The organism is Streptomyces sp. CB02400, assembly GCF_001905725.1.
Classification (GTDB): domain Bacteria; phylum Actinomycetota; class Actinomycetes; order Streptomycetales; family Streptomycetaceae; genus Streptomyces; species Streptomyces atrovirens.
On the sequence record NZ_LIWB01000033.1, the window covers coordinates 1 to 24,698 of the forward strand.

The 24,698-nt window shown below is 71.6% G+C and carries 23 protein-coding genes; 19 read left to right on the forward strand and 4 right to left on the reverse strand.

Annotation, left to right across the window (positions count from 1 at the left end):
- The first annotated feature begins 116 nt into the window (after positions 1-116).
- The 5 genes from AMK33_RS39265 to AMK33_RS39285 all read left to right on the forward strand — a co-directional run bounded on the left by AMK33_RS39265 (position 117) and on the right by AMK33_RS39285 (position 4,557).
- Positions 117-539: a cobalamin B12-binding domain-containing protein gene (locus tag AMK33_RS39265; protein WP_073938026.1), complete on the forward strand. Its 423-nt coding sequence runs from the start codon at positions 117-119 to the stop codon at positions 537-539.
- Positions 540-980: 441 nt separating this feature from the next.
- The gene (locus tag AMK33_RS39270; protein ID WP_073938027.1) at positions 981-2,027 is read left to right on the forward strand and encodes a bifunctional DNA primase/polymerase; all 1,047 of its coding nucleotides are present in this window, start codon (positions 981-983) and stop codon (positions 2,025-2,027) included.
- Positions 2,024-3,541 (forward strand): DNA primase family protein, encoded by a 1,518-nt coding sequence (locus AMK33_RS39275; RefSeq protein WP_073938028.1) that lies wholly within the window; start codon positions 2,024-2,026, stop codon positions 3,539-3,541. Before AMK33_RS39270 ends, AMK33_RS39275 begins: the two co-directional genes overlap by 4 nt.
- Positions 3,538-3,939 (forward strand): DUF6009 family protein, encoded by a 402-nt coding sequence (locus AMK33_RS39280; RefSeq protein WP_073938029.1) that lies wholly within the window; start codon positions 3,538-3,540, stop codon positions 3,937-3,939. The genes AMK33_RS39275 and AMK33_RS39280 overlap by 4 nt, the downstream gene beginning before the upstream one ends.
- Before the next feature lie 36 nt (positions 3,940-3,975).
- Positions 3,976-4,557, forward strand: a complete 582-nt coding sequence (locus tag AMK33_RS39285) for a dihydrofolate reductase family protein (protein ID WP_073938030.1) — start codon at positions 3,976-3,978, stop codon at positions 4,555-4,557.
- 71 nt (positions 4,558-4,628) lie between these two features.
- Here AMK33_RS39285 and AMK33_RS39290 read toward each other — a convergent pair whose 3' ends face one another.
- Positions 4,629-6,548, reverse strand: a complete 1,920-nt coding sequence (locus tag AMK33_RS39290; protein WP_079195166.1) for an acyl-CoA dehydrogenase family protein — start codon at positions 6,546-6,548, stop codon at positions 4,629-4,631.
- 290 nt (positions 6,549-6,838) lie between these two features.
- Here AMK33_RS39290 and AMK33_RS39295 point away from each other — a divergent pair, with 290 nt between their 5' ends.
- From AMK33_RS39295 to AMK33_RS39360, 14 genes are all read left to right on the forward strand, one after another.
- The gene (locus AMK33_RS39295) at positions 6,839-7,540 is read left to right on the forward strand and encodes a ScbR family autoregulator-binding transcription factor (protein WP_107425368.1); all 702 of its coding nucleotides are present in this window, start codon (positions 6,839-6,841) and stop codon (positions 7,538-7,540) included.
- Between the two features lie 91 nt (positions 7,541-7,631).
- Entirely contained in the window at positions 7,632-8,882 is a 1,251-nt protein-coding gene (locus tag AMK33_RS39300) for a cytochrome P450 family protein (RefSeq protein ID WP_073938032.1), read from the forward strand.
- Between the two features lie 139 nt (positions 8,883-9,021).
- Positions 9,022-9,795 (forward strand): thioesterase II family protein, encoded by a 774-nt coding sequence (locus tag AMK33_RS39305; protein ID WP_073938045.1) that lies wholly within the window; start codon positions 9,022-9,024, stop codon positions 9,793-9,795.
- A 162-nt stretch (positions 9,796-9,957) separates the two neighbouring features.
- Positions 9,958-11,733, forward strand: coding sequence for a hypothetical protein (locus AMK33_RS39310; RefSeq protein WP_073938033.1), 1,776 nt, complete (start codon positions 9,958-9,960; stop codon positions 11,731-11,733).
- The gene (locus AMK33_RS41000; protein ID WP_079195167.1) at positions 11,730-12,677 is read left to right on the forward strand and encodes a 4'-phosphopantetheinyl transferase family protein; all 948 of its coding nucleotides are present in this window, start codon (positions 11,730-11,732) and stop codon (positions 12,675-12,677) included. Before AMK33_RS39310 ends, AMK33_RS41000 begins: the two co-directional genes overlap by 4 nt.
- Entirely contained in the window at positions 12,616-13,830 is a 1,215-nt protein-coding gene (metK, locus tag AMK33_RS39320) for a methionine adenosyltransferase (protein ID WP_073938034.1), read from the forward strand. Before AMK33_RS41000 ends, metK begins: the two co-directional genes overlap by 62 nt.
- Positions 13,827-14,705, forward strand: coding sequence for a thioesterase II family protein (locus tag AMK33_RS39325; RefSeq protein ID WP_073938035.1), 879 nt, complete (start codon positions 13,827-13,829; stop codon positions 14,703-14,705). The genes metK and AMK33_RS39325 overlap by 4 nt, the downstream gene beginning before the upstream one ends.
- Positions 14,702-17,188, forward strand: coding sequence for an FkbM family methyltransferase (locus AMK33_RS39330; protein ID WP_073938036.1), 2,487 nt, complete (start codon positions 14,702-14,704; stop codon positions 17,186-17,188). The genes AMK33_RS39325 and AMK33_RS39330 overlap by 4 nt, the downstream gene beginning before the upstream one ends.
- Positions 17,189-17,204: 16 nt before the next feature.
- Positions 17,205-18,056, forward strand: a complete 852-nt coding sequence (locus AMK33_RS39335) for a 3-hydroxyacyl-CoA dehydrogenase family protein (RefSeq protein WP_073938037.1) — start codon at positions 17,205-17,207, stop codon at positions 18,054-18,056.
- 56 nt (positions 18,057-18,112) lie between these two features.
- Positions 18,113-18,367, forward strand: a complete 255-nt coding sequence (locus AMK33_RS39340) for an acyl carrier protein (RefSeq protein WP_235618350.1) — start codon at positions 18,113-18,115, stop codon at positions 18,365-18,367.
- A 22-nt stretch (positions 18,368-18,389) separates the two neighbouring features.
- The gene (locus tag AMK33_RS39345) at positions 18,390-19,574 is read left to right on the forward strand and encodes an acyl-CoA dehydrogenase family protein (RefSeq protein ID WP_073938038.1); all 1,185 of its coding nucleotides are present in this window, start codon (positions 18,390-18,392) and stop codon (positions 19,572-19,574) included.
- Complete coding sequence (locus AMK33_RS39350) at positions 19,571-20,596, forward strand: HAD-IIIC family phosphatase (RefSeq protein ID WP_073938039.1); 1,026 nt, start codon at positions 19,571-19,573, stop codon at positions 20,594-20,596. Before AMK33_RS39345 ends, AMK33_RS39350 begins: the two co-directional genes overlap by 4 nt.
- A 111-nt stretch (positions 20,597-20,707) precedes the next feature.
- Positions 20,708-21,334: an OvmZ protein gene (locus tag AMK33_RS39355; RefSeq protein ID WP_143203915.1), complete on the forward strand. Its 627-nt coding sequence runs from the start codon at positions 20,708-20,710 to the stop codon at positions 21,332-21,334.
- A gap of 68 nt (positions 21,335-21,402) precedes the next feature.
- Positions 21,403-21,609, forward strand: a complete 207-nt coding sequence (locus AMK33_RS39360; RefSeq protein ID WP_073938041.1) for a transcriptional regulator — start codon at positions 21,403-21,405, stop codon at positions 21,607-21,609.
- A gap of 94 nt (positions 21,610-21,703) precedes the next feature.
- Here the strand turns inward: AMK33_RS39360 and AMK33_RS39365 are convergent, their stop codons facing one another.
- The 3 genes from AMK33_RS39365 to AMK33_RS39375 all read right to left on the reverse strand — a co-directional run bounded on the left by AMK33_RS39365 (position 21,704) and on the right by AMK33_RS39375 (position 24,671).
- Positions 21,704-22,924 (reverse strand): cytochrome P450, encoded by a 1,221-nt coding sequence (locus AMK33_RS39365; RefSeq protein ID WP_107425369.1) that lies wholly within the window; start codon positions 22,922-22,924, stop codon positions 21,704-21,706.
- 127 nt (positions 22,925-23,051) lie between these two features.
- Positions 23,052-23,249, reverse strand: a complete 198-nt coding sequence (locus tag AMK33_RS39370) for a ferredoxin (protein WP_073938042.1) — start codon at positions 23,247-23,249, stop codon at positions 23,052-23,054.
- 45 nt (positions 23,250-23,294) lie between these two features.
- Positions 23,295-24,671, reverse strand: coding sequence for an NAD(P)/FAD-dependent oxidoreductase (locus AMK33_RS39375; protein WP_073938043.1), 1,377 nt, complete (start codon positions 24,669-24,671; stop codon positions 23,295-23,297).
- Positions 24,672-24,698 lie beyond the last annotated feature (27 nt).

The following is a 24,698-nucleotide window of genomic DNA, read 5'->3' on the forward strand; positions in this document are numbered from 1 at the left end:
CCCGCGCAACGGTGGGCGAGGTATGCAACGCCCTGCGCGAGGTCTGGGGCACCTACGTGCCGAGCGACACCTACTGAGCTCGTACCCGCACCCCGTCAACACTTTCGAGGATTCAGATGCCGACCGAGACCTCTGTCGTACCGATCCGCGTGGTGGTCGCCAAGCCCGGCCTGGACGGGCACGACCGTGGCGCCAAGGTCATCGCCCGGGCGCTCCGGGACGCGGGGGTGGAGGTCATCTACACGGGTCTTCACCAGACGCCACGGCAGATCGTGGACACGGCCGTGCAGGAGGACGCCGACGCCATCGGTCTGTCCGTGCTGTCAGGCGCTCATATGACGCTGTTCGCCGATGTGCTGACGCTGCTCCGGGAGGAAGGCGCGGGGGACATCACGGTGTTCGGCGGCGGCATCATCCCCGACGCCGACGTCGCCGCGCTGCTGCGGCTGGGGGTGGCCGCTCTGTTCACGCCCGGCACGCCCACCCATGTGGTCACCGACTGGGTGCGGAACAGCCTGCGGGTCGAGAGCCGCTCGTAAGTCGCTTGAGTCTCTTCGGTCGCTGTCCGGGAGGCGACTGGTGAGTGGCTGACGGCCGGTAGGCGCGAGAGCGACTGGGGGAGAGCGACCGAGCTCTTGTTCGGTCGCTCTTTCATTTCTGGAGAAACCGCAGCTCAGAGATGGTTTCCCCGAGAGTGAGCGACTGAAGCGACCCAGGGTGGGGGTATGTCAGAGCCTTCGTGGGCGTGTGTGTGCGTCATATATGGAAGTCTTCGGTCGCTTCGGTCGCTTCTCGGGTTGCCGTGAGGCTGTGAGCTGCGGTTTTGTTCAACCGCGGGGGCAGCGACCGATGGTGTGCCGGTAGCTTCCGGTGCGCCGCCGGGTGGAGGAGGCCTCGCCTTCCCACCCGCCTCATGTGTCACAAGAAGTGGTTAGCCTGTGTCCGTCGTTGGGTCGCTTCGGTCGCTGGTGGGGGTGTGTATGGCTGCTGGGCTGCGCACAGCTCGCTGGTGCGTCGGGCGGGGGTGGCCGGTTCACCCTCTGGCGCAGGGCCGGAAGACCCCGGTGGCGAACTGCGAGGCGTGCCGCGAGCCAGGGCACTCCCGCCGGAGGTGTCCCTGCCCGGCCGCCGGCCGTTGGTGCCACGGCTTCCATGCCGCCACCCTGGATCCTGCCCGGATCGACCGGTGGTGGGGGACCCGCCCCGGCCTGGGGGTGGGAGTCGCCTGCGGTCCGGCCGGAGTGGTCGTCATCGACATCGACGCGCACGCGCGCCCGGTACCGCCCCGGGACCGGCTCCTGCCCGGCATCCCCATCCCCGAGCGGGTCGACCTGACCGGGCTGGCCGACGGATTCCACACGCTGGGTCTGCTGGCCGCTCTCAGCGGAGCGGCCAGCCCCGCGGACGACGACACCACTCTGCGGGTGCGCACTCCCTCCGGGGGACTGCACGTCTGGTACCGGGCACATCGCAGGCACCGCTGGCAGTGCTCCACGGGCTCGGGCGGCGGCCGGTCCCTCGCCTGGCAGGTCGACGTACGCGCCCACGGGGGATACATCGTCGCCCCGGGCACCGCCACCGCGGCGGGCCGGTACCTGCCCGTCGGAGCCGTGCGCGAGCCCGCGCCGCTGCCCTCCTGGCTGGCCGGCGAGCTGGAGCGCACCGGTCATCTGCCGGCTGTGCCCGCCCCGCGTCCGGTGCCGCCGCGGGCCCGTCAGGCCGTCCTCGCCGCCGGCCGTGCCGCGCACGGTGGGCAGCAGAGCCTCAGCGCCGTCCTGGCCCCGGTCGCGATGTGCGGCCGGGTGTCCGAGGGCGCCGGGTTCTCCGATGCTCTCAACCGCGCCGCGTACACCCTCGGCGGGCTCGTCGCCGCAGGTCGCGTGCTCCAGGACGAGGCCGAACTCGCCCTGCGGGAGGTCGCGCTGGCGGCCCGGCCGGGCCAGGAGCGCAGGGTCCGGCAGATCATCCGCAGCGGCATGGCAGCCGGCCTCGAGCGGCCCCTGCACGCCCGGAGGAGGTGCCTGTGAGGTCGTACGGCGATGAGGCCCTTGTCGCGTTCGATCCCGAAGCCGTCGCCGCCCAGATCCGCGGCCAGGAGCAGGTGCCCGCACCGGCGCGGGCTGTGGGGGAGCGCGACGCGGGTGGGGCGATCGCCGACGGGCTGCTGCCCGACACCCTGTCCGACCGCGGCAACGCCAAGCTGTTCGTCAGGCTGTACGCCAACGACTACCGGCATGTGCCCGGCATCGGCTGGTACCGGTGGGACACGACCCGGTGGCAGATCGACGAGGACGACACCGTGCTGTGGGCGGCGGGCGATCTGGCGGAGCACATCGCCTCCCACGACCCCCGCGGCGTCTTCACCGACCGGGCCCTGCAGCAGCACCGTCGCCGCGCCCTGTCGACCACCGGCATCAACGCCATGCTCTCGCAGGCCAGATCGGCCCCCGGCATGGTGCTGAACGCCGCGCTCCTGGACGCCGACCCCTACGCCCTGTGCACTCCGGACGGCGTGGTCGACCTGTGCACCGGCCTGATCAAGAGCCCTGACCCGAACAAGGACTTCCACTCCCGGTCCACGGCGGTCGGCCCCCGGCACGTGCCCGTTCCCCGCTGGGACCGGTTCCTGACGGACACCTTCGGCGGCGACGCCGAAGGCCGCGAGATGATCGACTACCTCCAGCTGCTGCTGGGGTACTCCGTCACCGGCGACGTCGGCGGGCAGGTCCTGCCGTTCCTGTTCGGCTCGGGCCGCAACGGCAAGTCCGTCCTGCTGGATGTGCTGATGAAGCTGCTCGGCGACTACGCCGACGCGGCCCCGCCCGGTTTCCTCATGGCGCGCCCCTACGAGGGCCACCCCACCGACCTCGCCGAACTCCACGGCCGCCGCGTCATCGTGTGCAGCGAGGTCAAGCCGGGGGACAAGTTCGACGAGGCCCGCGTCAAGCTCCTCACCGGCGGCGACCGCATCAAGGCCCGCCGTATGCGGCAGGACTTCTTCAGCTTCCAGCCCACCCACAAGCTGTGGCTGCTCGGCAATCACCGGCCCGAGGTCGGCACCGGCGGCTTCGCCTTCTGGCGCCGGATGCGGCTGATTCCCTTCGAGCGCGTCGTCCCCGACGACCGCAAGATCGAGAACCTCGCCGACATCCTCGTCACCGAGGAGGGCCCCGGCATCCTCGGATGGCTTGTCGAGGGCGCGCGCCGCTATCTCGCCGGCGACCGGGACCTGGCCGGTCCCGAGCGGGTCCGCATCGCCACCACGGCGTACGCCGAGACCGAGGACCACACCGGCCGCTTCTACGACGAGTGCTGTGCCCTCAGGCCCGGTCTGCGTGCCGAGCAGACGGCTCTCTACGCCGTGTACCGGGCGTGGTGCCAGAGCGAGGGCGCGCCCGTGGCGTCCTCGCGCGCGTTCGCCGCCCGGACCCGGGAACTGGTCGGGCTGGCGTCTCCCAAGGAGATGATCCTGTCCAACCAGCGCAAGCACTATCCGGGCATCGGACTGCTCACCGACGAGGAGAGGGACGCCCCCGTATGAGCTCCCTGATCACAGAGGACGAGATCAGCCACGAGACGGAACTCGTCTGGCTGGAGGACGTGGACCGTCTCGACTACGTGCGGCAGAGCCTCGACCGGCTGCCGACGCGTCGCGGCAGGCCCGCCTACCACCGCGACGGCCGCCTCGTCGGGTACGCCCTCCTCGGGTCCACGGCCAAACCCTCCCGGTCCTCGGGTACCTTCCGGCGCCGGGTCTTCTGGCTCCTGCCCCACGACCGCGATTCCGTGCCCGAGGGCCTGTACGCCAAGGGGGCCCCCGCCGAGGCGATCGACCCCGGTACGCTCGCCGCACGCGTGAAGGGATGCAAGACCCGGCGTTCCGAGGGCGGCCCGGCCCCGACGGCTCGGCGGGAGAACGGTCTTGCGCTGCCGCTGTGAAAGGCGGTCGTCACGCTTGCGATACGGTTGGTCACTATGCGCAAGCTCACCTACTTCGTCGCCGCGACCCTGGATGGCTTCATCGCCTCTCCCGATTCGGATCACAGCATGTTCCTGGAGGGGCAGGATCACGGAGCGTGGGTGCTCGACAATGTTCCGGAGACGCTTCCGACCGCGCTGCGGCAGCAGGTTCCCGGTCTCGCCGAAAGCGACAACCGGCGGTTCGACACCGTGCTGATGGGCCGGGGCACCTACGAGCGCGGCTTGCGTGACGGCATCACCAGCCCGTACCGGCACCTGCGGCAGTACGTCGTCTCCGCCGGCCTGGACAGCGCCTCGGACCCCGCGGTGGAGGTGGTGCCGGGGGACCCGCTCGACTTCGTCCGGACGCTGAAGAAGGAGGACGGGCTGGGTATCTGGCTGTGCGGCGGCGGGAAGGCCGCCGCGGCGCTGCGGGACGAGATCGACGAACTCATCGTCAAGATCAACCCGGTCGTGATCGGTTCGGGTGTCCCGCTGTTCGACTCCGGCTACTCGCCCCAGCGTTACGAGGTCGTCTCGGGCCGGGTCTTCGACAGCGGCGTCACGATCATGACGTACGCCAAGGCCCGGCCGTGAGGAACGTCAGGAGCTGACCGGGGCGGTCCGGGGCCGGGCGGTGTGCCGGACCCGGACCGCGTGGACGGTCTTCAGGACCGGCCCGCTCCCGCACCGGGTTCGCAGTGCTCCTGACCGATGCGCCCCCCGTCGGCGATCGGGACGGTGGCGAGGAACTCCGCCGGCAGGTCGAACGCGTCGGCCAGTGCCATGGTGTGCGGTGCCAGCCGGGCGACCAGGTCGTTGACGGTCGACCAGAGCGAGCGGACGTGCTCGGCCGTCATGTGGTCGTCGGCGAGCAGGAGACCGGTGTGCGCGCTGAGCTGCTGGAGCAGGAACAGACGGCACAGGTCCTCGAGCGTCTGCCGGGCTTCGGCGTCCTCAGCCCGGGCCGCGGCGGTCGTGAAGGCGTCGGCCGCCTGGAGGCAGGCGTACGCCGAAATCATCTCCAGGGCGGGGGCCGAGGCTTCGTTCCAGCGGCCGAGCGGGTCGCCCTTGGGGCCCTGACGCAGGGCGTCGCGTGCCCGGCTCTGCCAGCCGACGACGACCTGGGCCAGCAGCTCGCGCAGGAACGGCAGGTCGGTCAGCGGCCGGTCGCCGAGCGGGGCCTCGGCCGCGGGCCGGTCGTCGCCCTGGCTGTCGAAGAGCATCTCGGAGGCCGCCTTCAGCCAGATCACCAGGTTGTCGCCCTCGGCCGTGATGCCGCCCTCCACGTTCGACGGCAGGTCGGATATGCCGTTGACGGGGAAGAAGCCCTGGGCGCCGCACCGCTCACGGGACTCGGTGGTGATCGCGCGGGCCTGCCAGGTGATCCAGCCCTTGGCGACGGCCACCAGGCGCGCGGTGTCCTCACGGTCCTCGGGGGTGTGCTCGACCCAGCGCGTCAGCACGGACCGGTGCAGGAAGCTCATGGCGTAGGCCAGTGCCAGGGAGTGCAGTAGCCGGCCGTGATGGCTGCGGTGTGCCATCAGCGGTACGCGCAGGCCCCGTCGGTGACCGCTGATCTGACGCGAGTGGGCGTGCCGGACCGCGATGGCCAGGGAAGCGCGCGCCATGCCGAGGGTTCCGGCGCTCATGCAGAGCTTGCCGGTGGTGACGCGGTCGATGGACTGCAGGAACCGCTTGCGCGGGTTGCCCAGAGTGCTGGTGAAGGTGCCGTCGGCGTCGAGGCGGCCGTGGTCGGCCTGCAGCAGGGCCTCGCGGGGGAGCCGGACGTGGTCGAACGCGGTGAGGCAGTGGTCGACCGGGGTACCGGTCCGGTCGGGCAGCCGTCGCACGTGTACGCCGGGCAGATGGCCCGTGTCATCGCTCAGCGGTGTGAGGAAGAGGTAGACGCCCTGGTCCTCGCCGTCGATCAGCAGCCGGGCGGCCACGACGGCACTCTTGGGGCCGCCGGTGAGACTGGTGTTCGGCATGAACTTCTGGGCCCCGGACGTGGGCGTGTTCAGAACGAAACCGCCCGTCTCCCGGTCGAGTTCGGCCGTGGTCTGCAGGGCCGGCGCGTCGTTGCCGTGGTCCAGTTCCGTGCACAGGAAGGTGCCCGTGCGGCGCATGGAGGTGAACTCGGACAGGTCCCGGCCGGCGCTGTCGTGGTCGAGCAGGCTGCCGAGGAAGAGGTTGTAATGGATGCTCGCCAGCGTGCACAGGCCCCCGTCGACCACGCCGGTCCACTCGTGCAGTGCGGCGAGCCGCTCCGGGTCGCGGGCCAGCCGTTCGGGCGAGTCGATCACCTCGTTGACCTGGCGGAGACGGTCGTAGGAAAGCGCGACGCGCTGCTCGGGCGTCAGGCCCGGCCTGTGATGAAACCTTTCGTCGGTGAGCAGGCCGCGCCAGGCGGCGTGTACGGACGTCCGGCTCTCCCCGTCGAAGAGGAGCCGGGCGAGTTCCCCGCTGAGGACCTTGTGCGGCTGCTGCGGTGTCCGGACGGTCCGCTCGCTCCGGCCGGAGCCTTCGGTGAGCGGGGACACGGCGGCCCCGGAGAGAAGATGGTCAGGAAGAAGCGCAGTTGTCATGAAAATCCCCCGTGAAAGCGCGGTGCGCGACTGAGGGAAGCCGGGGGGAGCCCCCGCTTCCGTACCGCTGGTCATCGGCGCGGCCCATCTTCCCCGTTGCGACGTATTTGGGGAAGTCTTGAAAAACCGATTGATCGGTTTTAAAGTGGGGGCTCGCTTGCGCCACCAGCCGTGCAGACACAGGAATCTTCGCGGTTCACCAGCTCTTTCCCTCGAACCGGGCGGGAGTGGTGAGGTCAGTCTGCATGCGGAACAATACCGACTGGTATTTTCTGACGGAAGGAAGAACGGTGGCGCTGCAGGAACGGGCGATCCGGACACGCAGGGCGATCCTCGTAGCCGCGGCCGAAGTGTTCGACGAGGTCGGATACGAGGCCGCGACCATCACCGAGATCCTGAAGCGGTCCGGGCTGACGAGGGGCGCTCTGTACTTCCACTTCGGTTCCAAGGAGGAACTGGCCCAAGGGGTGCTGGCCGTACAGGTCGACGCCCTCCCGCCGGTCCCCAAGCAGGAGCTCAAGCTGCAGGAGTCCCTCGACGAGGCCTTGTTGCTGGCCTGTCTGCTCCGGCGGGAGACCGGCGACCCCATCGTCCGCGGCAGCGTGCGGCTGACCATCGACCAGGGGGCGGCCCAGGGGGGGCTCGACGCGCGGATGCCGATGCAGGCGTGGGTCGAGCACACCCACGCCCTGCTGAACGAGGCGAAGACGAACGGCGAGCTGTTGCCGCACGTCGACACGCTGAGCCTCGCCAAGCTCGCGGTCGGCGCGTTCACCGGGGTCCAGATGCTGTCCAACATCATGACCGACCGCGAGGACATGCAGGAGCGGGTGACCGACCTCTACCGGAACCTGATGGCGGCCGCCGCGGTGCCCTCGGTGCTCTCCCGCCTGGACTTCGGGGCCGGCCGGGGCATGCGGATCTACGAAGAGGCCATGAAACTCCGTCAGGCCGACGCGGAACCGGAGGCCGACCAGGACGCCGTGCGGTGATGCGTCCGGGGGGCCGGGTGCGACGCGTTCCTGCTGTGTGATCGGTGTGCCCGACGGGCACGAAGCAGCCAGCTACAAGGGGGAAACACAGATGGAAGCGACTGCCTGCCCATACGCGCTCGACGTTCTCGGGCGCGACCTGCCCGGCGAGGCCGCGATGCTGCAACGCACCGGCCCCGCCGTCGAGGTCGAGCTGCCCGGGGGGGTGCGGGCCTGGGCGATCACCCGGCAGCGGTACATCAAGCAGCTGCTCACGGATCCGAGGGTGTCCAAGGACGCCCGGCAGCACTGGCCGGCGTTCGTCGAGGGGCACATCTCCGACGAGTGGCCGCTGTATCCGTGGGTGGCCAACGAGAACATGCTCTTCGCCTACGGTGAGAAGCACACCCGGCTGCGCCGGCTGATCGCCAGCGCGTTCACGGTGCGGCGCACGGAGGCCCTGCGGCCCCGCGTCGAGGCGATCGCCGCCGAGCTCCTCGACGATCTGGCGCTGCTGCCGGCCGGACAGCCCGTCGACCTGCGCGCCCGGTACGCCAAGCTGCTGCCCCTGCGGGTCATATGCGAGCTCTTCGGCGTCGCGGAGGACCTCAGGCAGCCGCTGTGCACCGCGCTGGAGATGGTGTTCAGCACCTCGGCGTCCGCGGCGGAGATGGCCGCCGCGCAGCTGGAGGTCTTCGGGATGCTGGGCGAGCTGGTCCGGCAGAAGCAGGACCGGCACGGCGACGACCTGACGTCCGCCCTGATCGCCGCCCGCGACGAGGACGGCGCACTCAGCGAGGAGGAACTCCTCGGCACCCTCTACCTGATGATCGCGGCCGGTCAGGAGACGACCTGCACGCTGATCGGCAACGCCGTGGGCGCGCTGCTCGCCGACCCCGGGCAGCTGGACCACGTGCGGGCCGGGCGCGCCGACTGGGGCGACGTCATCGCCGAGACCCTGCGCAGCCGTAACCCGGCGGCCTACTCGCCCATGCGTTTCGCGGTGGACGACATCGACCTGGACGGAGTGCTGATCGGCAAGGGGGATCCGATCATCGTCTCCTTCGCCGCCGCCGGCATCGATTCCGGACAGCACGGGCCGGACGCCACCCGCTTCGACCTGATGCGGCCCGGGCGCCGTGACCACATCGGCTTCGGGCACGGCGTCCACTTCTGCATGGGGGCTCCGCTGGCCAGGCTGGAAACCGTCAGCGCCCTGGCCGGGCTCTTCGAGCGCTTTCCGCAGCTGGAGCTCGCCGTACCGGCGGACGAGATCGATCCCGTGCCGTCCTTCATCGTCAACGGATACAGCTCGCTGCCCGTGCTGCTGGGCCGCCCGGCGGGGAGTGACCCACAGAAGTAAACCAACTGTCCGGTTTTACGGGGGGCGGGGCAGGGCGGCCGACGGCCGTTCGAGCCGCCCTCCACGGATGCTCCGCCGCCACGAGACCGCCGCATGACTGGATACGGGCTGACCCGAACCAGCAATGGGGGAGAACGACATGGCGGCAAGCCTCGGTACACGCAGCCCCTACTTCACCGTCTATCGCCCGTCCCCGGACGCCTCCGTCCGCCTGGTCTGTCTGCCGCACGCGGGCGGGGCAGCCAGCTTCTACGTCCCCGTGGCCCAGGCTCTCGCCCCGCGCGTCGAGGTCCTGTCCGTGCAGTACCCGGGCCGGCACGAGCGGCACAACCACCCGCTCGTCCCGGACATCGGCACCCTCGCCGACCGGATCGCCGACGCCCTCATGGCGTGCGCCGACCGTCCCTACGCGCTGTTCGGCCACAGCATGGGCGCCATCGTCGGTTTCGAAGTGGCACGCCGGATGGAGGACGCGGGCCGCGGACCCGTCGAACTGTTCGCCTCCGGCAGCCGTGCCCCCTCCGTGGAGCGGCGCGGCGAGAGGTGGCACCAGACCTCCGACGCCGAGTTCGTCGCCCGGGTGCAGTCCATGGGCGGCGCCGGATCCGAACTGCTCGACGACCCCGACATGCGGCGGATGCTGCTGCCCGCCCTGCGCAACGACTACCGCGCCATCGAGCGGTACGAGTACCGGGCGCAGCCTCCGCTCGCCTGCCCGGTCACGGCCTTCGCCGGTGCCGACGACCCGCGGGTCACCGTCGCCGAGGTGCGCTCCTGGGCACGCCACACCACGGGACCGTTCAGCGTCGAGGTCCATCCCGGAGGGCACTTCTTCCTCGCCGACCACCGGGAAGCCGTCCTGGACACGGTCACCGGCCACCTGGGAAACCGGGCGCTGCGCCCGTGCCCTTGAGGAACGCTCGAAGTCCGTCGAGCCCAGGCCGACCGGCGTTCGAGTGGTCGTCGAGTCGTCGTCGGCACAGTCGTCAACAGCCGAGGCGCGCGTCCGGCAGGCCGGCGCGCGGCTCGTCGGCGTAGGTCCGCAGGAGCCGAAGGGGGGCTGATCCGCGTCACCATGGCCGTCGCAGCCGCCACCGCAGGGGACCTGGCCGTCGCCGGCGATCCCGTCCGTCCGGCCATTCCGTCCGCCGCCGACGCCGACCGGCGTGCCGCGCGGCTCGAAGTGCTCCTCGGCGACCCCTACGCCCCCGACAACCCGCACGGCCTGACCGCCCTGTTCGAGGCCGACGCCCGGGGACGACCGCCCGAGCGGACGGAACTGCTGCTCGAGCGGTTCGGACTGAGCGCCGAATGCGTGCCCGTCGCGGACGGAGGGCGACTGACCAGGGCCGACCTGCTCGCCAGGGTGCTGCGGCCCGTCTTCCGCCGCGACGTGGCCCTCGGAACCGCGGTGGGCACCGCCCCGGTGCTGGCCGCGGGGCCGGTGTGGGCCGCCGGCAGCACCCACCGGCGCGCGCAGACCGCCGCGCTGCTGCTGGGCGGCGGGCGGGTCGGACTGGTGCCGCACGGGCACGGGCAGACCGCCGGCACCACGCCGGGCGGCATCACCGCTCGCCCCGCACCGGGCGACGGCCTGCTGCTGGGCGGCCGGGCCGAAGCCGCCCCGGACGCGATCGGTGCCCGCCTGTACGTCGTGCAGGCCCGCACCGGCCCGGCCCGCTCCCCGCACAGCCATACCGCCGTGCTCCTGGACGGCGACCGACTCCCCCCACTGGCGGTGCGGGAGACGGGCAGGGCCGCGGCCCCCGGGCGGCTCCGTGCGCCGCGTGCCGAGATCGAGCTGCACGAGCACGCCGTACCCCACGACGCGGTCCTCGGACCCGTGGGCGAGGGCGTGCCACTGGCCCTGCGCACGCAGCAGGTCGGCCACGCTCTGGTGCCCGCGCTGCTGGTCGCCGCCGCGGACACCGCACTGCGCTCCGCCGTGCGTGCGGCCGGTGGCGGAGCGTCGCCCGCCCGCCCGCACCGGCGACTGGCCGGGGTCTTCGCCGACATCCTGGCCTGCGACAGCTTCGCCGACGTCGCCCTGCGCGCGCTGAGCCTGCTGCCCGCACAGGCCCAGGTGCCGGCCGCCGCCGTGCACTACCTGGTCCCCGCGCTGCTCCGGGAGAACCTCGAGGCACTCGCCTGTGTGCTCGGTGCGCGCCGGCACGACCGCGGCAGCGCCCACCACGGCGCCCTCGGCAGACTGATGCGGGCCCTGCCGCTCGCAGCCTCCGGACCCGCACGCACCGGCGCCGCCGCCGGCCAGGCGGTGATCGCCCCCCATCTGCGGCCGCTCGCCGAGCACTCCTGGTTCGCCGAGCCGGAGCCGCCGCTGACGTTGTTCCGGGGTGGAGCCGACCTGCCCGTCCTCGACTTCGCCTCCCTCGCCGCGGCGGGGCGCGGAGACGTCCTGGCCGCCTCGCTGTGCGGATCGGCGGCGAGGTTCGCCGAGGTCCGCGGCGTCGGCGGCCACACGGCCGTCCTCGCGGAACTCGTCCAGAGCCTCGTCACCGAACTGCACGCGCTGCGCGCCCGGTGCCGTGCGCTGCCCGGCCCCGGGGACGGACCGCTGCCCGTGGCCGCCGTGTGCGCGCTCGTCGACCGCTACGCCCTGGTGCTCGCCGCCGCGGCGGTCCTCGGCGTGTGGGAGAGCCAGGACGGCGCCGACCCCTTTCTCGCCGCACCCGCCTGGCCGGTGCTCGCCCTGTCCCGGATCGCCCGGCGCCTCGGCGCGCCCGTTCCGCCCCTGCCGGACGGGGTGGAGGAACTGGTGCACCGCGAACTCGTGCGCCGCTGTCACGAGCACCTCAGCTATGACCTGGACGCCACGGAGCTCGCCCCGTGACCGCGCACGCGGTGCACATCGCACCGCCGTTCAAGGCCAGTGGCAGCCGCGGCCCCTGGCAGGAAGTGCGCGAGAGCATCCGGCTGACCGGTAACGCCACGGTTCTCACCACCTGGGGGGAGTGGCTCAACGCCGCGCTGGCCGGGGGCGGTCTGCGCGAGATGCTCGGCCCGGACTGGCAGCGCTACCGGCGGACCCCGGACCCGGCCGTCCGCTACCGGTTCGCCGCCTCCCGGCTTGCCGTCAAGTACACGGCGGCCGCCGTCCTCGGCACCGAACCCGTCGAGCTCGACCTCGCCTACACGCCCGGCGGCCGCCCGTACCTGCGGGGATTCGGGCAGCTCGACATGAGCCTGACCCACTCCGAGGACCTGATCGCCGTGGGCATCAGCCGCACCGGCAGGATCGGCGTCGACGCCGAACCGGCCCGCACGCGGCCGCCCGCCGAGGGGTTCCTCGGCCATGTGTGCACCGCCGCCGAGCGCGCCGAGCTCGGCCTGCTGCCCGAGACGGAGCAGCACCGGGCGCGCCTGCGCCTGTGGACGCTGAAGGAGGCGTACTCCAAGGCCCTCGGCCAGGGACTGCCCCTCGGCTTCACCGAGTTCGGCTTCACCGCGTGCGGGAGATGCCGCGCCGGCCCGGACGCGGGCCGTTGCGCGTTGCTGTGCGCGCCCGACGGCACGCCCGTGGAGAGCGACACATGGACCTTCGCCACCTACCGCGTCCTCGGCGGCCGCTATCTGGTCAGCGTGGCCTGCCAGGACACCGGGGTGGTCACCGTGCCCGGCCCGGCGGTCACCGCACCGCTGGACGAGACCGTCCTGGGCACGCTCGCCGACCGCCTGTCCCGTCAACACGCCTTTTCCGATCCTCTGGAGACCCATGTCCCGTCGTCTGTTCACCTCGGAGTCCGTGACCGAGGGTCACCCCGACAAGATCGCTGACCAGATCAGCGACACCATCCTCGACGCGCTCCTGCGTGAGGACCCGTCCTCCCGGGTCGCCGTCGAGACCCTGATCACGACCGGCCTGGTGCACGTGGCCGGCGAAGTCTCCAGCACCGCGTACGCACCGATCGCGCAGCTGGTCCGCGACAAGATCCTGGAGATCGGCTACGACTCCTCGAAGAAGGGCTTCGACGGTGCCTCGTGCGGCGTGTCGGTGTCGATCGGCGCGCAGTCCCCGGACATCGCGCAGGGTGTCGACGCCGCCTACGAGGCCCGTGTCGAGGGTGACGAGGACGAGCTGGACCGGCAGGGCGCGGGCGACCAGGGTCTGATGTTCGGCTACGCGACGGACGAGACGCCGACGCTGATGCCGCTGCCGGTCTTCCTGGCGCACCGCCTGTCCAAGCGCCTGTCCGACGTGCGCAAGAACGGCACGATCCCCTACCTGCGCCCGGACGGCAAGACGCAGGTCACCATCGAGTACGACGGTGACAAGGCGGTCCGTCTGGACACGGTCGTCGTCTCCTCGCAGCACGCCTCGGACATCGACCTGGAGTCGCTGCTGGCCCCCGACATCCGCGAGTTCGTCGTGGAGCCGGAGCTGAAGGCGCTGCTGGACGAGGGCATCAAGCTCGACACGGAGAAGTACCGGCTGCTGGTGAACCCGACCGGCCGTTTCGAGATCGGCGGCCCGATGGGTGACGCCGGCCTGACCGGCCGCAAGATCATCATCGACACCTACGGCGGCATGGCCCGGCACGGCGGCGGTGCCTTCTCCGGCAAGGACCCGTCCAAGGTGGACCGCTCGGCCGCGTACGCGATGCGCTGGGTCGCCAAGAACGTGGTCGCCGCCGGTCTGGCCGCCCGCTGCGAGGTCCAGGTGGCGTACGCGATCGGCAAGGCCGAGCCGGTCGGCCTGTTCGTCGAGACCTTCGGCACCGAACGGGTCCCCGTGGCCCGCCTCCAGCAGGCGATCACCGAGGTCTTCGACCTCCGCCCGGCCGCGATCATCCGCGACCTCGACCTGCTGCGCCCGATCTACGCCCAGACCGCCGCCTACGGCCACTTCGGCCGCGAGCTGCCCGACTTCACCTGGGAGCGCGCCGACCGGGCCGAGGCCCTCGCGGTGGCCGCGGGCCTCGTGACATGACGGACGCACAGCGCGGCACCCGGCCGGTGCGCCTGTACTGCTTCGCCCACGCCGGCGCGGGCACCTCCTCGTTCGAGGGCTGGGCCGGCCGGGCCGGGCCGGACGTCGAGGTCGTACCGCTGCCGCTGCCCGGCCGGGGCAGCCGCGCCCGCGAGCCGGCCATCACCGGGCGCGAGGCTCTCCTCGCCGACCTGATGGGCCACTTCACCGCGGCAGCGCGTCCGCAGCCGTTCGCGCTGTACGGGCACAGCCTGGGCGCGATGGTCGCCTACACGGTGACGCGCGCGCTGCACGACGCCGGCCTGCCCGGGCCCGTACTGCTCGCCGTCGGGGCCTGCCCCCCGCCGACGGTGCCCTCCCCGCTGTCCGACGCCTGGGCGGCACCGGAAGCCGAACTCGTCGGCCTGCTCACCGAGATGGGCGCCGTACCGGACAGGGCGGCACCCGGCGGGTTCTGGTACCGCACCGTCCTGCCGGTGCTGCGCGACGACCTGGCTCTGGGGCACCGGCTGCGCGTCGCCGCCCGGGAACCGGCCCCGGGCGGGCTGCCGGACGTGCCGCTGCTGGCGGTCTCCGGTGATCGCGACCGCCTGGGCCGTCCCGGCGACATGGCGGGCTGGCGGGAGTGGACCGCCGGCCCCGTCACGCTGCGCACCGTGCCGGGCGACCACTACTTCGCGGGCGGCCCGGACCTTCCCGTCCTGCTCGGCCGGGCCTGCCGCACCGCGGCGGACCGTGCGCCCGACTGCTGCTCCGGTCTCGCTCAAGTCGGTGCCGCCAAGGTCGGGATGACAGCGGACACCTCGGAGGGAACGGGGCGGCAGTGGGCGCGCTCACACCTTCCGGCCGGCCGTCATCTCCAAGGAGAGGCATGAGCCCCTACACGATCACAGCCGAAGAAGAGCGCGCGGCGGCCACACCGGCCGCCGCGCGGCACCGGTGGCATCTGGCGCTTGCCGAAGCCGCGAACGGTGCATTGCTGGACGCCGGCCTCGCCGCGCTGCGCACCGGGGCGGGCGGCGCCGTCGCGTCCGCCGAACCGGTTGGCGTGGTACGCGTCGGCGGCCGGACCGGGGGGCACCGCGCGGCGGTCCTCGCGGGCCCCGACGGCGCGGTGGAACTGGGGTCGGCGCAGACCGCCGACAGCGGCGCGGCGGTGGCCTTCATGTTCCCCGGCCTGGGCGACCACTACCTCGACATGGGGCGCGACCTGTACCGCGACTTCCCCGTGTTCAAGACCACCGTGGACCGCTGCGCCGAGGCGCTCACCGCGGAGCTCGGCCTGGACATCCGGGACGTGATCTTCACCGCCGCCGGACGTCCCGAGCCGACCGCGACGGGCGACGCCCACGCCGTGGACCTGCGCCGCATGCTGGGCCTCGACACGCGTGAGCAGAGCACCGAGGAGCGGCGTCTCAACGCCACGCGCATGGCCCAGCCCGCGCTCTTCGTGGTCGAGTACGCCCTGGCGGCCCTGTGGGAGTCGTGGGGCGTCAGGCCGAGCGCGATGATCGGCTACAGCCTCGGCGAGTACGTCGCGGCCACCCTCGCCGGCGTCCTCTCGCTGGAGGACGCGCTGGTCCTGGTGGCTCGCCGGGCCGCGCTCATCGACGAGCTGCCCGAGGGCACGATGCTCGCCGTGATGCTGCCGGAGGAGCAGGTGCGGCCGCTGACGGGCGGGAACATCTCCCTGTCCGCCGTCAACGGCCCCGAGTTCTGCGTGGTGGGCGGCCCGGTGGCCGACGTCCTCGAACTCGAGCGGACGCTCGCCGGCCGCGGCGTGATCACCCGCAGGGTGACGACCACGCACGCGTTCCACTCCTCGATGATGGAGCCGATCGCCGACCGGGTCACCGACATCGCCCGCGGTCTGACGCTCAACCCGCCCCGCGTTCCCTACATCTCGAACGTCACCGGCCGGCCCATCACCGACGAGCAGGCCACCGACCCGGCGTACTGGGCCCGCCACCTGCTCAGCCCGGTCCGCTTCGCCGACGGCCTGCGCCACCTCGGCCAGGAGCGCCTGCTGCTGGAGTCCGGGCCGGGCCAGACGCTGAGCAGCCTGGCGACCGTGGTCCGAGGCGGCGACACCGGCAGCATCGTCGCTTCCATGCGCCACGCCCTGGAGCCGCACGCCGACACGGCCGTCGCCCTGAAGGCCCTGGGCCGGCTGTGGCTCGCGGACGCCGACGCGGCCTGGCACGGCCTGCCCTGCGGCGACCTGGCCACCGCCGAGGAGGCCCCCGTGGCGGAGACGGACGGAACGGACGCGGACGGCGCACCGGAGCCGACCGAGACGGAGACCGCGCTGCGGGCCGTGTGGGCCAGGATCCTGAAGAACGACGACCTCCCGCACGACGTCAGCTTCTTCGAACTGGGCGGCAACTCCCTGCTCGCCACGCGGCTGATGCTGCGCATCAGCCGGGCCTTCGGCGTCGAGCTGACGCTGCGCCAGGTGTACGAGTTCGCCACCCTCACGCGCATGGCCGCGGCCATCGACGTACTGCGCGGCGGCGGCGACCCGGAGACGGCCGGGGAGAAGGCGGGCTCCTCCCACACCGGCAGCTGCCAGGCCCGCTTCCGGCTGCCCAACGGCCTGACGGTCCACCACCAGAACGAGTCGGAGACCCGTCACTTCTACGAGGACATCTTCGACCACCGCGTCTACGCCAAGAACGGCATCTCGCTGCGCGGCGGCGACACCGTCGTGGACGTCGGCGGCAACATCGGCCTGTTCACCCTGTTCGCGCACTACGAGGCGCAGAACGTGCGGGTCTTCACCTTCGAGCCGGCCCCGCCGCTGTTCGAACTGCTGAGCAGGAACGTCGCGGAGCACGGTGTGGACGCGAAGCTGTTCAACATCGGCATCTCCGACACCGAGGCCGAAGCTAGCTTCACCTTCTACCCCCGCAGTTCCGGGATGTCCTCGTTCCACCCGGACGAGGAGGAGGAGAAGCACAACCTGCGCACGATCATCGCCAACCAGCGGAACACGGACGCGGAGGCCCGCCGGCTCACCGACTACGCCGAGGAGCTGATGGACGTCCGCTTCGAGGCCATCGAGTACACGGCCCGGCTGCGTCCGCTGAGCGCTGTCATCCGCGAGCAGGGGATCGACCGGATCGACCTCATCAAGATCGACGTGCAGAAGAGCGAACGGCAGGTCATCGACGGCATCGCCGAGGAGGACTGGCCGAAGATCCGGCAGATGGTCCTCGAAGCGCACGACGCCGACGGCGAGGTCGAACGCCTCGTGAAGCTGCTGGAGGACCGGGGCTTCACCGTCACGGCCGAGCAGGACGAGCTGTACGTCGGGACGGACATCCACAACATCTTCGCCGTACGCGGCGCACGGTAACGGAGCCGGACGAGTCATGGAATTCACCACGGTAGGAGTCGTCGGCGCCGGCGTCATGGGCGTCGGCGTGGCACAGAATCTCGCGCAGACCGGACACCAGGTGATCCTGGTCGACGTCTCGGAGGAGGTGCTCGACAACGCGAGGCGCGAACTGCGCACCAGCCTGCGCGCCTTCGCCCTCTTCAACCGCGCCGCGGCCGTCGACCCGGCGGCGGTGATCGAGAAGATCGAGTTCACCACCGACTACGAGCTGCTGGCCAAGGCCGACTTCGTCGTCGAGAACGTCACCGAGGACTGGGGCATCAAGGAGAAGGTCTACGAGCGGCTGGACCGCATCTGCCGCCCCGAGGTGCGGTTCGCCGTGAACACCTCGGCGATCTCGATCACCCGCGTCGGCTCGGTCACGGACCGCCCGCAGAACATCGTCGGCATGCACTTCATGAACCCGGTGCCGATGAAGCCGATGGTGGAGGTCATCCGAGGCCACCACACCACCCCGGAGACCATCGACACCGCCCGCAGGTTCCTCGCCGGGATGGGCAAGGAGTGCATCGTCGTCGAGGACGTGCCGGGCTTCGTCTCCAACCGCGTCCTGATGCTCACCATCAACGAGGCCGTCTTCCTGGTGCAGGACGGGGTGGCCTCGCCCGCCGACGTCGACCGCATCTTCAAGACGTGCTTCGACCACAAGATGGGGCCGCTCGAGACGGCGGACCTGATCGGTCTCGACACCATCCTGAAGTCCGTCGAGGTGCTCTACGAGAGCTTCAACGACAGCAAGTACCGGCCGGCCCCACTGCTGAAGAAGATGGTCGCCGCCGGCCTGCTGGGGCGCAAGAGCGGCGAGGGCTTCTTCAACTACCGCTGACCCGGCCGAGGCGCACACCCACCGCCAGGCCGCACACGAACAGGACGGAACACGACATGAGCATGGACAACAAGGCGAAGATCGGGGAGTACCTGTCCCGCTTCTTCCCGGTGCAGGACCTCAAGGACGACGACGACATCTTCCAGCTCGGCTTCGTCAGCTCGATGTTCGCCATCCAGCTCGTCTCCTTCGTGGAGCACGAGTTCGGCCTCACCATCGACAACGACGACCTGGAACTCGACAACTTCCGTTCCGTCGGAGCCATCGACGCGTTCGTCACCCGTAAGCTCTCCGCCTCCGTGGCGTCCTGACCCACGAGGGGACGCCACAGCGATGACCAGCACGCTCACGGCGGAGCAGGCCCAGGCCCAGAAGGAGTTCCGGGCCTTCGCCGACCGCCACATCGTTCCGCACGCCGACGCGTACCATCGCGCTCAGCGCACTCCGCCCCAGACCGTCGAACTGCTGGCGGCCGAGGGCCTGCTCGGTCTGCCGGTCGCGGCCCAGTACGGCGGGGGCGGATGCGACGCGGTGACGCTCGGGCTGCTCGCCGGTGAACTGGGGCGTGCCTGCTCGTCGCTGCGCAGCCTGCTCACCGTTCACACGATGGTGGCGCACGCCGTCGCACGGTGGGGAAGCCGCGAACTCAAGGAGACCTGGCTGCCCCGTCTCGCCCGCGGTGAGAGCATCGGCGCGCTCGCCGTGTCCGAGCCGGGCGCCGGCAGCGACGCCGCGGGCGTCGTCACCCGGCTCACCCCTGACGGGGACTCCTGGCTGCTCGACGGCCACAAGACGTGGACGACGTACGGCGAGACCGCCGACGTCTTCCTCGTCCTGGGCCGTTCCCCCGAAGGGCCCACGGCGGTGCTGGTGGAGCGCGCCACCGCCGGAGTGCGCACCGAACTGATCGAGGACCTGATCGGCATCCGCGCCTCGATGACGGCGGACGTCCACTTCGACGGCTGCCGCATTCCGGCCGGCCAGGTGCTCGCCCGGCCCGGCCTCGGCCTCTCCCACGTCGTCGGTACGGCGCTCGACCTGGGCCGCTACACCGTCGGCTGGGGCTGCGTCGGCATCGTCGACGCATGCCTGGAGGCCAGCGTCGACTACGCGGGCAGCCGGGAGACCTTCGGCACGCCCATCAAGGACCACCAGCTCGTACGGCAGATGATCAGCGGCATGTACACCGACGCCCGGGCGGCGCGGCTGCTCTGCCTGGAGGCGGGCCGGCTGCGCGACGAGGGCGATCCCGGTGCGCTCGCCCAGACGTCCATGGCGAAGTACTTCGCCTCGACCGCCGCGAGCCGGGCCGCGGCCGACGCCGTGCAGATCCACGGCGCCAACGGCTGCAGCGCCGGCTATCCGGTGCAGCGCTATCTCGGCGACTCCAGAGTCATGGAGATCATCGAGGGAAGCTCTCAGATCCATCAGATCGGCCTCGCCGAGTACGCGTTCCAGGAGCGTGCCCTCGTCCGCCGGAGGCAGGCCGGTGCGACCCCCAGGAGTGAGGGACGATGACGACCGTCAAATGTGTGGTGTGGGACCTCGACAACACCGTCTGGGAGGGGGTGCTCCTCGAGGACGGGGACGTGAAGCTGCGGCCCGGTGTCGTGGACGTCCTCAGGACCCTCGACGAGCGGGGCATCCTCCACTCCGTCGCGAGTCGCAACGACCACGACGCGGCCATGGCCAAGCTGGAGGAGCTGGGCATCGCCGAGTACTTCCTGTATCCGCAGATCAACTGGGGCAACAAGTCGGACTCCGTGAAGGCGGTCGCCGAGGCGATCAACATCGGCATCGACACGCTGGCCTTCGTCGACGACCAGCCCTTCGAGCGCGACGAGGTCCGCTTCACGCACCCGCAGGTGCTGTGCATCGACGCCCTCGACGTCGAACGCGTCCCCGGCCTGCCCGAGATGCACCCGCGGTTCGTCACCGCGGACTCCCGGGAGCGCCGTCACCTGTACCGGGCCGACGCCGAGCGCAACCAGGCCGAGGCCGGCCACGACGGCACGGCCGAGGAGTTCCTCGCCTCCCTGAACATGCGCTTCACCATCGCCCCGGCCCAGGAACGCGACCTGCAGCGCGCCGAGGAACTGACCGTCCGCACCAACCAGCTCAACGCGACCGGCTACACCTACTCGTACGAGGAACTGGACGCGTTCCGCACGTCGCCCGGCCACGACCTGCTGGTCGCGGGCCTGGAGGACAGGTACGGGACGTACGGCAAGATCGGGCTGGCGCTCGTCGAGCGCGGCGAGGACGCGTGGACCGTCAAGCTCCTCCTGATGTCCTGCCGGGTGATGTCCCGAGGCGTCGGATCGGTACTGCTCGCCCATCTCATCCGGGAAGCGGCCGCGGCCGGGGTACGGCTGCGCGCGGAGTTCGTACCGACGAACCGCAACCGGAGCATGTACGTCACCTACAAGTTCGCCGGGTTCCGGGAGACCACCACGGACGGCGGGGTCTCCGTGCTCGAGCACGACCTCGCCCGCGTTCCCGGGTTCCCGCCGTACATGGAGGTCCTGGTCGAGAGCTGACCTGGGGCTGGACACGAGTTCGAGCCGGGTTTTAGGACGCCTCGCCATACTGGCCGAGTCTGTTAGCCCCTGCCGGTCTCCGGCAGGAACGGGGAGGGAAGCAGAGAACGGATGGCCATTCAGTCACTGTGCGAAGCAGTCCATTGCCGTCACGACCGGCAGTCGGGCAGGCCCCAGCCTCGGACGGCCGCCTCGGGGCAGCGGCTCTGCCTGGTGTGCCGTGCCCGGCTGAAGGAGGACCTCGTCAGTCTTCCGGGCCTGTACGACGGCTGTGAGGAAGCGCTCGCACCGGCACGGCCCGGAATCACCGAGCGGGTCAGCTCGGGCCGTGCCCGGCAGGGCATCCGGCTCAACGAAGCGGCTCTCCAGGCCCGCGGCGACATGGTCCCGGTGCTCGCCTCGTGGGCCGGCGCCATCGTCGCGGAGCGGGGGGTGACAGGACCGCCCCGGCGCGAGGTCGGTACGCTCGCGGCCTTCCTGGCCCGCCATCTCGACTGGCTCGCCGCCCACCCGGCCGCGGGTGAGTGCGCGGCCGAGGTCCGCAGGGTCACCAACGTGGCGCGCTCGGCGCTCGCCCCCAGGCCGGCCGTCCCGCAGGAGCTCGGCTCCTGCCCGGTCACCGACTGCGAGGAAAGCGTCCGCACGTCGCGGGGCGCCGATCTGACGCACGTGGTGCGCTGCGGGGCCGGGCACGTGCTGCCGCCGGACCGCTGGCTGCTGCTGAGCGGCCGCGCGTGAGCCCGGCCGGTCCGCGCCCCGCCCCGGCCCACCCGGCCCTGACCCCACGCACTCACGGAAGGCCCCCCATGACCGCCGTCAAGAAGGCCGGCACGCGCACGGTCCCCACCCAGCTCGCCGCCCTCGCCGCGGGAGTCTCCGAGGCCACGATCCGGCAGTGGGCCACCCGAGGCAAGCTCACCCGCTACGGCCGGCCCGGTCGTCGTGAGTACTCCCTCCAGGAACTGACCGCGCTGATCGCGAAGAACGCGAAGCACGCGAAGAACGCCGAATAGGCCATCCCTCGGCCGACCCCCGGCCGGACCCCCGCTCCACGGACCCGAAGGCCCGTGGAGCGGGGAGAGCACGCCGGCGGTGCCCAGGGCGAGGTCACCAGGTGACCGGAAGCCGGTGCACGCCGAGGACACCCATGTCCTTGCGCACCGGCACCTCGGAGACCGGTACGTCCAGTCGCAGGCCGGGGAACTCGCGCAGCAGCCCGTTGATGCCGATCCGCATCTCGATACGCGCCAGCTGCTGCCCCAGGCACTGGTGGATGCCGTGCCCGAAGGCCACGTGCCCGGTGGCCGGACGGGTGATGTCCAGGTCCTCCGAGGGGCCGAACTTCTCCGGGTCCCGGTTGGCCGCCGCGACGGACACCGTGACCGTGTCGCCCTTCTCGATCACATGACCGGCCAGCTCGACGTCCTCCAGAGCGGCACGCAGCAGGCCCACGTGCATGATGCTCAGGTAGCGCAGCAACTCCTCCACCGCACCGTCGATCAGCGACGGGTCCTCGCGCAGCAGCGCCGACTGGCCGGGATGGCTCAGCAGCGCGAACGTCCCCATGGCGATCATGTTCGCGGTGGTCTCGTGCCCGGCCAGGAGCAACAGCAGGGCCATGCCGATCAGCTCGTCGTCCGTGAGACCGCCACCTGACACCAGGTCGCTCAGGATGTCGTCGGCCGGCTCCTCACGGCGCCGCCGCACCAGACCGAGCAGGTACGTCCGCAACCCCGCGTACGCCGCCGAGGCCTCCTCGGGGTCCTGCACCAGCCGGAAGATGGCCACGGCCCTGGACTGGAAGAACTCGTGGTCCTCGTACGGCACTCCGAGCAGCTCGCAGATCATCAGCGAGGGGATCGGCAGCGCGAAGTGCTCGACCAGATCCGCGCCCGGCCCCTGGGCGCGCAGACGGGCCAGCTGACGGCCGGTGACCTCCTCGACCCGTGCCTCGAGCCGCCTCATGCGGCGCACGGTGAACTGGCCGGTGAGCAGTTTGCGGTAGCGGGTGTGCTCCGGCGGATCCATGAACAGGAAGCCGCCCGGCATCGCCGGCTCGAACGCGCGGTCCGTCAGCGGTGAACTCATCAGCTCCTGACGGGCGCTGAAACGAGGATCACTGAGCACCTTCCGGGCCAGCGCGTAGTCGGTGACGAGCCAGCCGGTGGTGCCGTCCGGGTTCGCGATCCGGCTGAGGGGTTGACGCCCGCGCAGGTCGGTGAGCTCGGCGGGGGGTGTGAAAGGACAGGGCCGGGCCAACGGGAGGGGCCGCGGCTCGTGTGCCGGGCCCCCGGCGGGGCGGGACTCCCGTGTGGTCTCGGTCGTCATACGTTCTCCGATCGTGGGGGGTGGTGGGGGGAGGTGGCCGATCGTGGGCCCAGTGGCCTGCCGCCGCGGGCCGGCACACGTGGGGGTGGCCGTCCTCGGAGCCGCGCGAGGAGACGTCGCGGCGCGCTCAGTCCTCCGCCGTGGCCAGAGCGCCGGTGGGGCAGGTCGACACCGCGTCGAGGACCGCGTCCACCTCGTCGGCCGGAACCCTCGCCACCAGCAGCACGACTTCGCCGGTGGCGGGGTCCTGGTCGAAGACGGAGTCGGCAGCCATGACGCACTGGCCGGCTCCGATGCAACGACCGGCATCGGCAATGATCTTCATTCAGGATCCTTCGTTCCTTCGTGTGTCGTGTGTTCGTCGCCGGGTTCAGCGGGAGGACGCGGCAAGGACCTCGACGAGGTCCGACCGGCCCGGCCCGGAGGGGGCCTGCGGACGCCGGCCGGACGCCCACACCTCCTGCAGACGCCGCCGGTTCTCGGGGGTGTCCAGGCTGTCGAGGGGTGCCAGCAGACCGGCCACACGCTGCGCCGCCTGCCACAGACGCCCGTCGTGCTCCCCGGCCTCCATGAGGCTGAACAGGCTCACCGGCGGCATCGCCGCACCCTGCGGCAGACGGTGCCCGTCCACCGCGGCCTGCCAGAGCCGGGTGCGGGCGATGTCGGCCTGGACCGAGTCGTCGAACCAGGGCCGCACCCAGGCCTGGGCCTGTGCGGTCACGTCCCGGACGAGCCCGGGCAGACCGCCCGGCTCCCCGGCGAACGCCTCGGCGAGCAGCACGGCCTGGTGCATCGCCACCGACGCGCCGCGCCCGAAGGCCGGATCGGTCGTGCACAGCGCGTCGCCCAGGACGCCGTAGCCCACGGGGGCCTCGGGTGCCAGGCCGCGCAGGGTGTTGCGCAGCCCGGCCATGGGGACGACCTCGGTCAGCACCTCGCTGACGCCGGGACGCAGCCACGGCTCGAACTCCGGGAAGAGCGCGGTGACCTGGTCGAAGGCCTCCGCCTCACGCAGCGCCTTGAGGTCGTTGTCGTCGGGGAGGCGGCCGATGCCGATCGCGAACGTGCGGTTGTCGTGGTAGAAGAGCCCGGCGCCGAACCCGTCGCCGGCGACCATCGTCGTCACGCCGCGCTTGAGCGGCGGCCGCGGCACCCCGTCACGCAGCCGGTAGAACCGCGTGTTGTACACGACCCCGCAGTCCTCGTCCCCCTCCAGGACGGTGAAGTCCTCACGCAGCGGCGAGCGCCGGCCCGCCGCGTCGATGAGCACGTCCGCGTCGACGACGCCGCCGCGCACCCGTACGCCGCTGATCCGGCCGTCCCTCACCTCGGCCCGGCGCACCGACGTCCCGTAGTGGATCCCGACGCCCGGCTCCCGGCGCAGGGCGCGTTCCAGCGCCCACTCCACGGTCGGGCGCCGCGCCGCCAGGACCGCGAGGTCCTCGGCACCGGGCGGGGTGGTGCCGGCGGGCGTGGCGATGCTGACCTCCTCGGCGCCGTTGGCCAGCAGATCCTCGTACACATCGGGCAGATGGGTGAGCAGATGCTGCCGGAACAGCCCCAGGAAGGTGTGCAGCTGGCGGGTCTGCGGGGCACCGGGACGGTGCCAGTCGCCGATGGCGGCCAGGTCCCCGGGCGGGGCCTGGTCACGCTCCAGCACGGTCACCTCGAAGCCCCGTCGCGCCAGCAGCAGCGACACGGACAGACCTGAGATCCCCCCACCCATCACCACGGTCCGGGCACTCATCACTGTCTTCCTTTCGTGATCATCGGT

Coding starts and splice junctions, on each gene's coding strand:
- AMK33_RS39300 (WP_073938032.1), top strand. CDS start 7,632: ATGGAAGCGACTGCCTGCCCATACGCGCTCGACGTTCTCGGGCGCGAC.
- AMK33_RS39270 (WP_073938027.1), top strand. CDS start 981: ATGGCTGCTGGGCTGCGCACAGCTCGCTGGTGCGTCGGGCGGGGGTGG.
- AMK33_RS39280 (WP_073938029.1), top strand. CDS start 3,538: ATGAGCTCCCTGATCACAGAGGACGAGATCAGCCACGAGACGGAACTC.
- AMK33_RS39375 (WP_073938043.1), bottom strand. CDS start 24,671: ATGAGTGCCCGGACCGTGGTGATGGGTGGGGGGATCTCAGGTCTGTCC.
- AMK33_RS39340 (WP_235618350.1), top strand. CDS start 18,113: ATGAGCATGGACAACAAGGCGAAGATCGGGGAGTACCTGTCCCGCTTC.
- AMK33_RS39305 (WP_073938045.1), top strand. CDS start 9,022: ATGGCGGCAAGCCTCGGTACACGCAGCCCCTACTTCACCGTCTATCGC.
- AMK33_RS39325 (WP_073938035.1), top strand. CDS start 13,827: ATGACGGACGCACAGCGCGGCACCCGGCCGGTGCGCCTGTACTGCTTC.
- AMK33_RS39370 (WP_073938042.1), bottom strand. CDS start 23,249: ATGAAGATCATTGCCGATGCCGGTCGTTGCATCGGAGCCGGCCAGTGC.
- AMK33_RS39330 (WP_073938036.1), top strand. CDS start 14,702: ATGAGCCCCTACACGATCACAGCCGAAGAAGAGCGCGCGGCGGCCACA.
- AMK33_RS39350 (WP_073938039.1), top strand. CDS start 19,571: ATGACGACCGTCAAATGTGTGGTGTGGGACCTCGACAACACCGTCTGG.
- AMK33_RS39365 (WP_107425369.1), bottom strand. CDS start 22,924: ATGACGACCGAGACCACACGGGAGTCCCGCCCCGCCGGGGGCCCGGCA.
- AMK33_RS39285 (WP_073938030.1), top strand. CDS start 3,976: ATGCGCAAGCTCACCTACTTCGTCGCCGCGACCCTGGATGGCTTCATC.
- AMK33_RS39290 (WP_079195166.1), bottom strand. CDS start 6,548: ATGACAACTGCGCTTCTTCCTGACCATCTTCTCTCCGGGGCCGCCGTG.
- AMK33_RS39345 (WP_073938038.1), top strand. CDS start 18,390: ATGACCAGCACGCTCACGGCGGAGCAGGCCCAGGCCCAGAAGGAGTTC.
- AMK33_RS39310 (WP_073938033.1), top strand. CDS start 9,958: ATGGCCGTCGCAGCCGCCACCGCAGGGGACCTGGCCGTCGCCGGCGAT.
- metK (WP_073938034.1), top strand. CDS start 12,616: ATGTCCCGTCGTCTGTTCACCTCGGAGTCCGTGACCGAGGGTCACCCC.
- AMK33_RS39355 (WP_143203915.1), top strand. CDS start 20,708: ATGGCCATTCAGTCACTGTGCGAAGCAGTCCATTGCCGTCACGACCGG.
- AMK33_RS39265 (WP_073938026.1), top strand. CDS start 117: ATGCCGACCGAGACCTCTGTCGTACCGATCCGCGTGGTGGTCGCCAAG.
- AMK33_RS39335 (WP_073938037.1), top strand. CDS start 17,205: ATGGAATTCACCACGGTAGGAGTCGTCGGCGCCGGCGTCATGGGCGTC.
- AMK33_RS39360 (WP_073938041.1), top strand. CDS start 21,403: ATGACCGCCGTCAAGAAGGCCGGCACGCGCACGGTCCCCACCCAGCTC.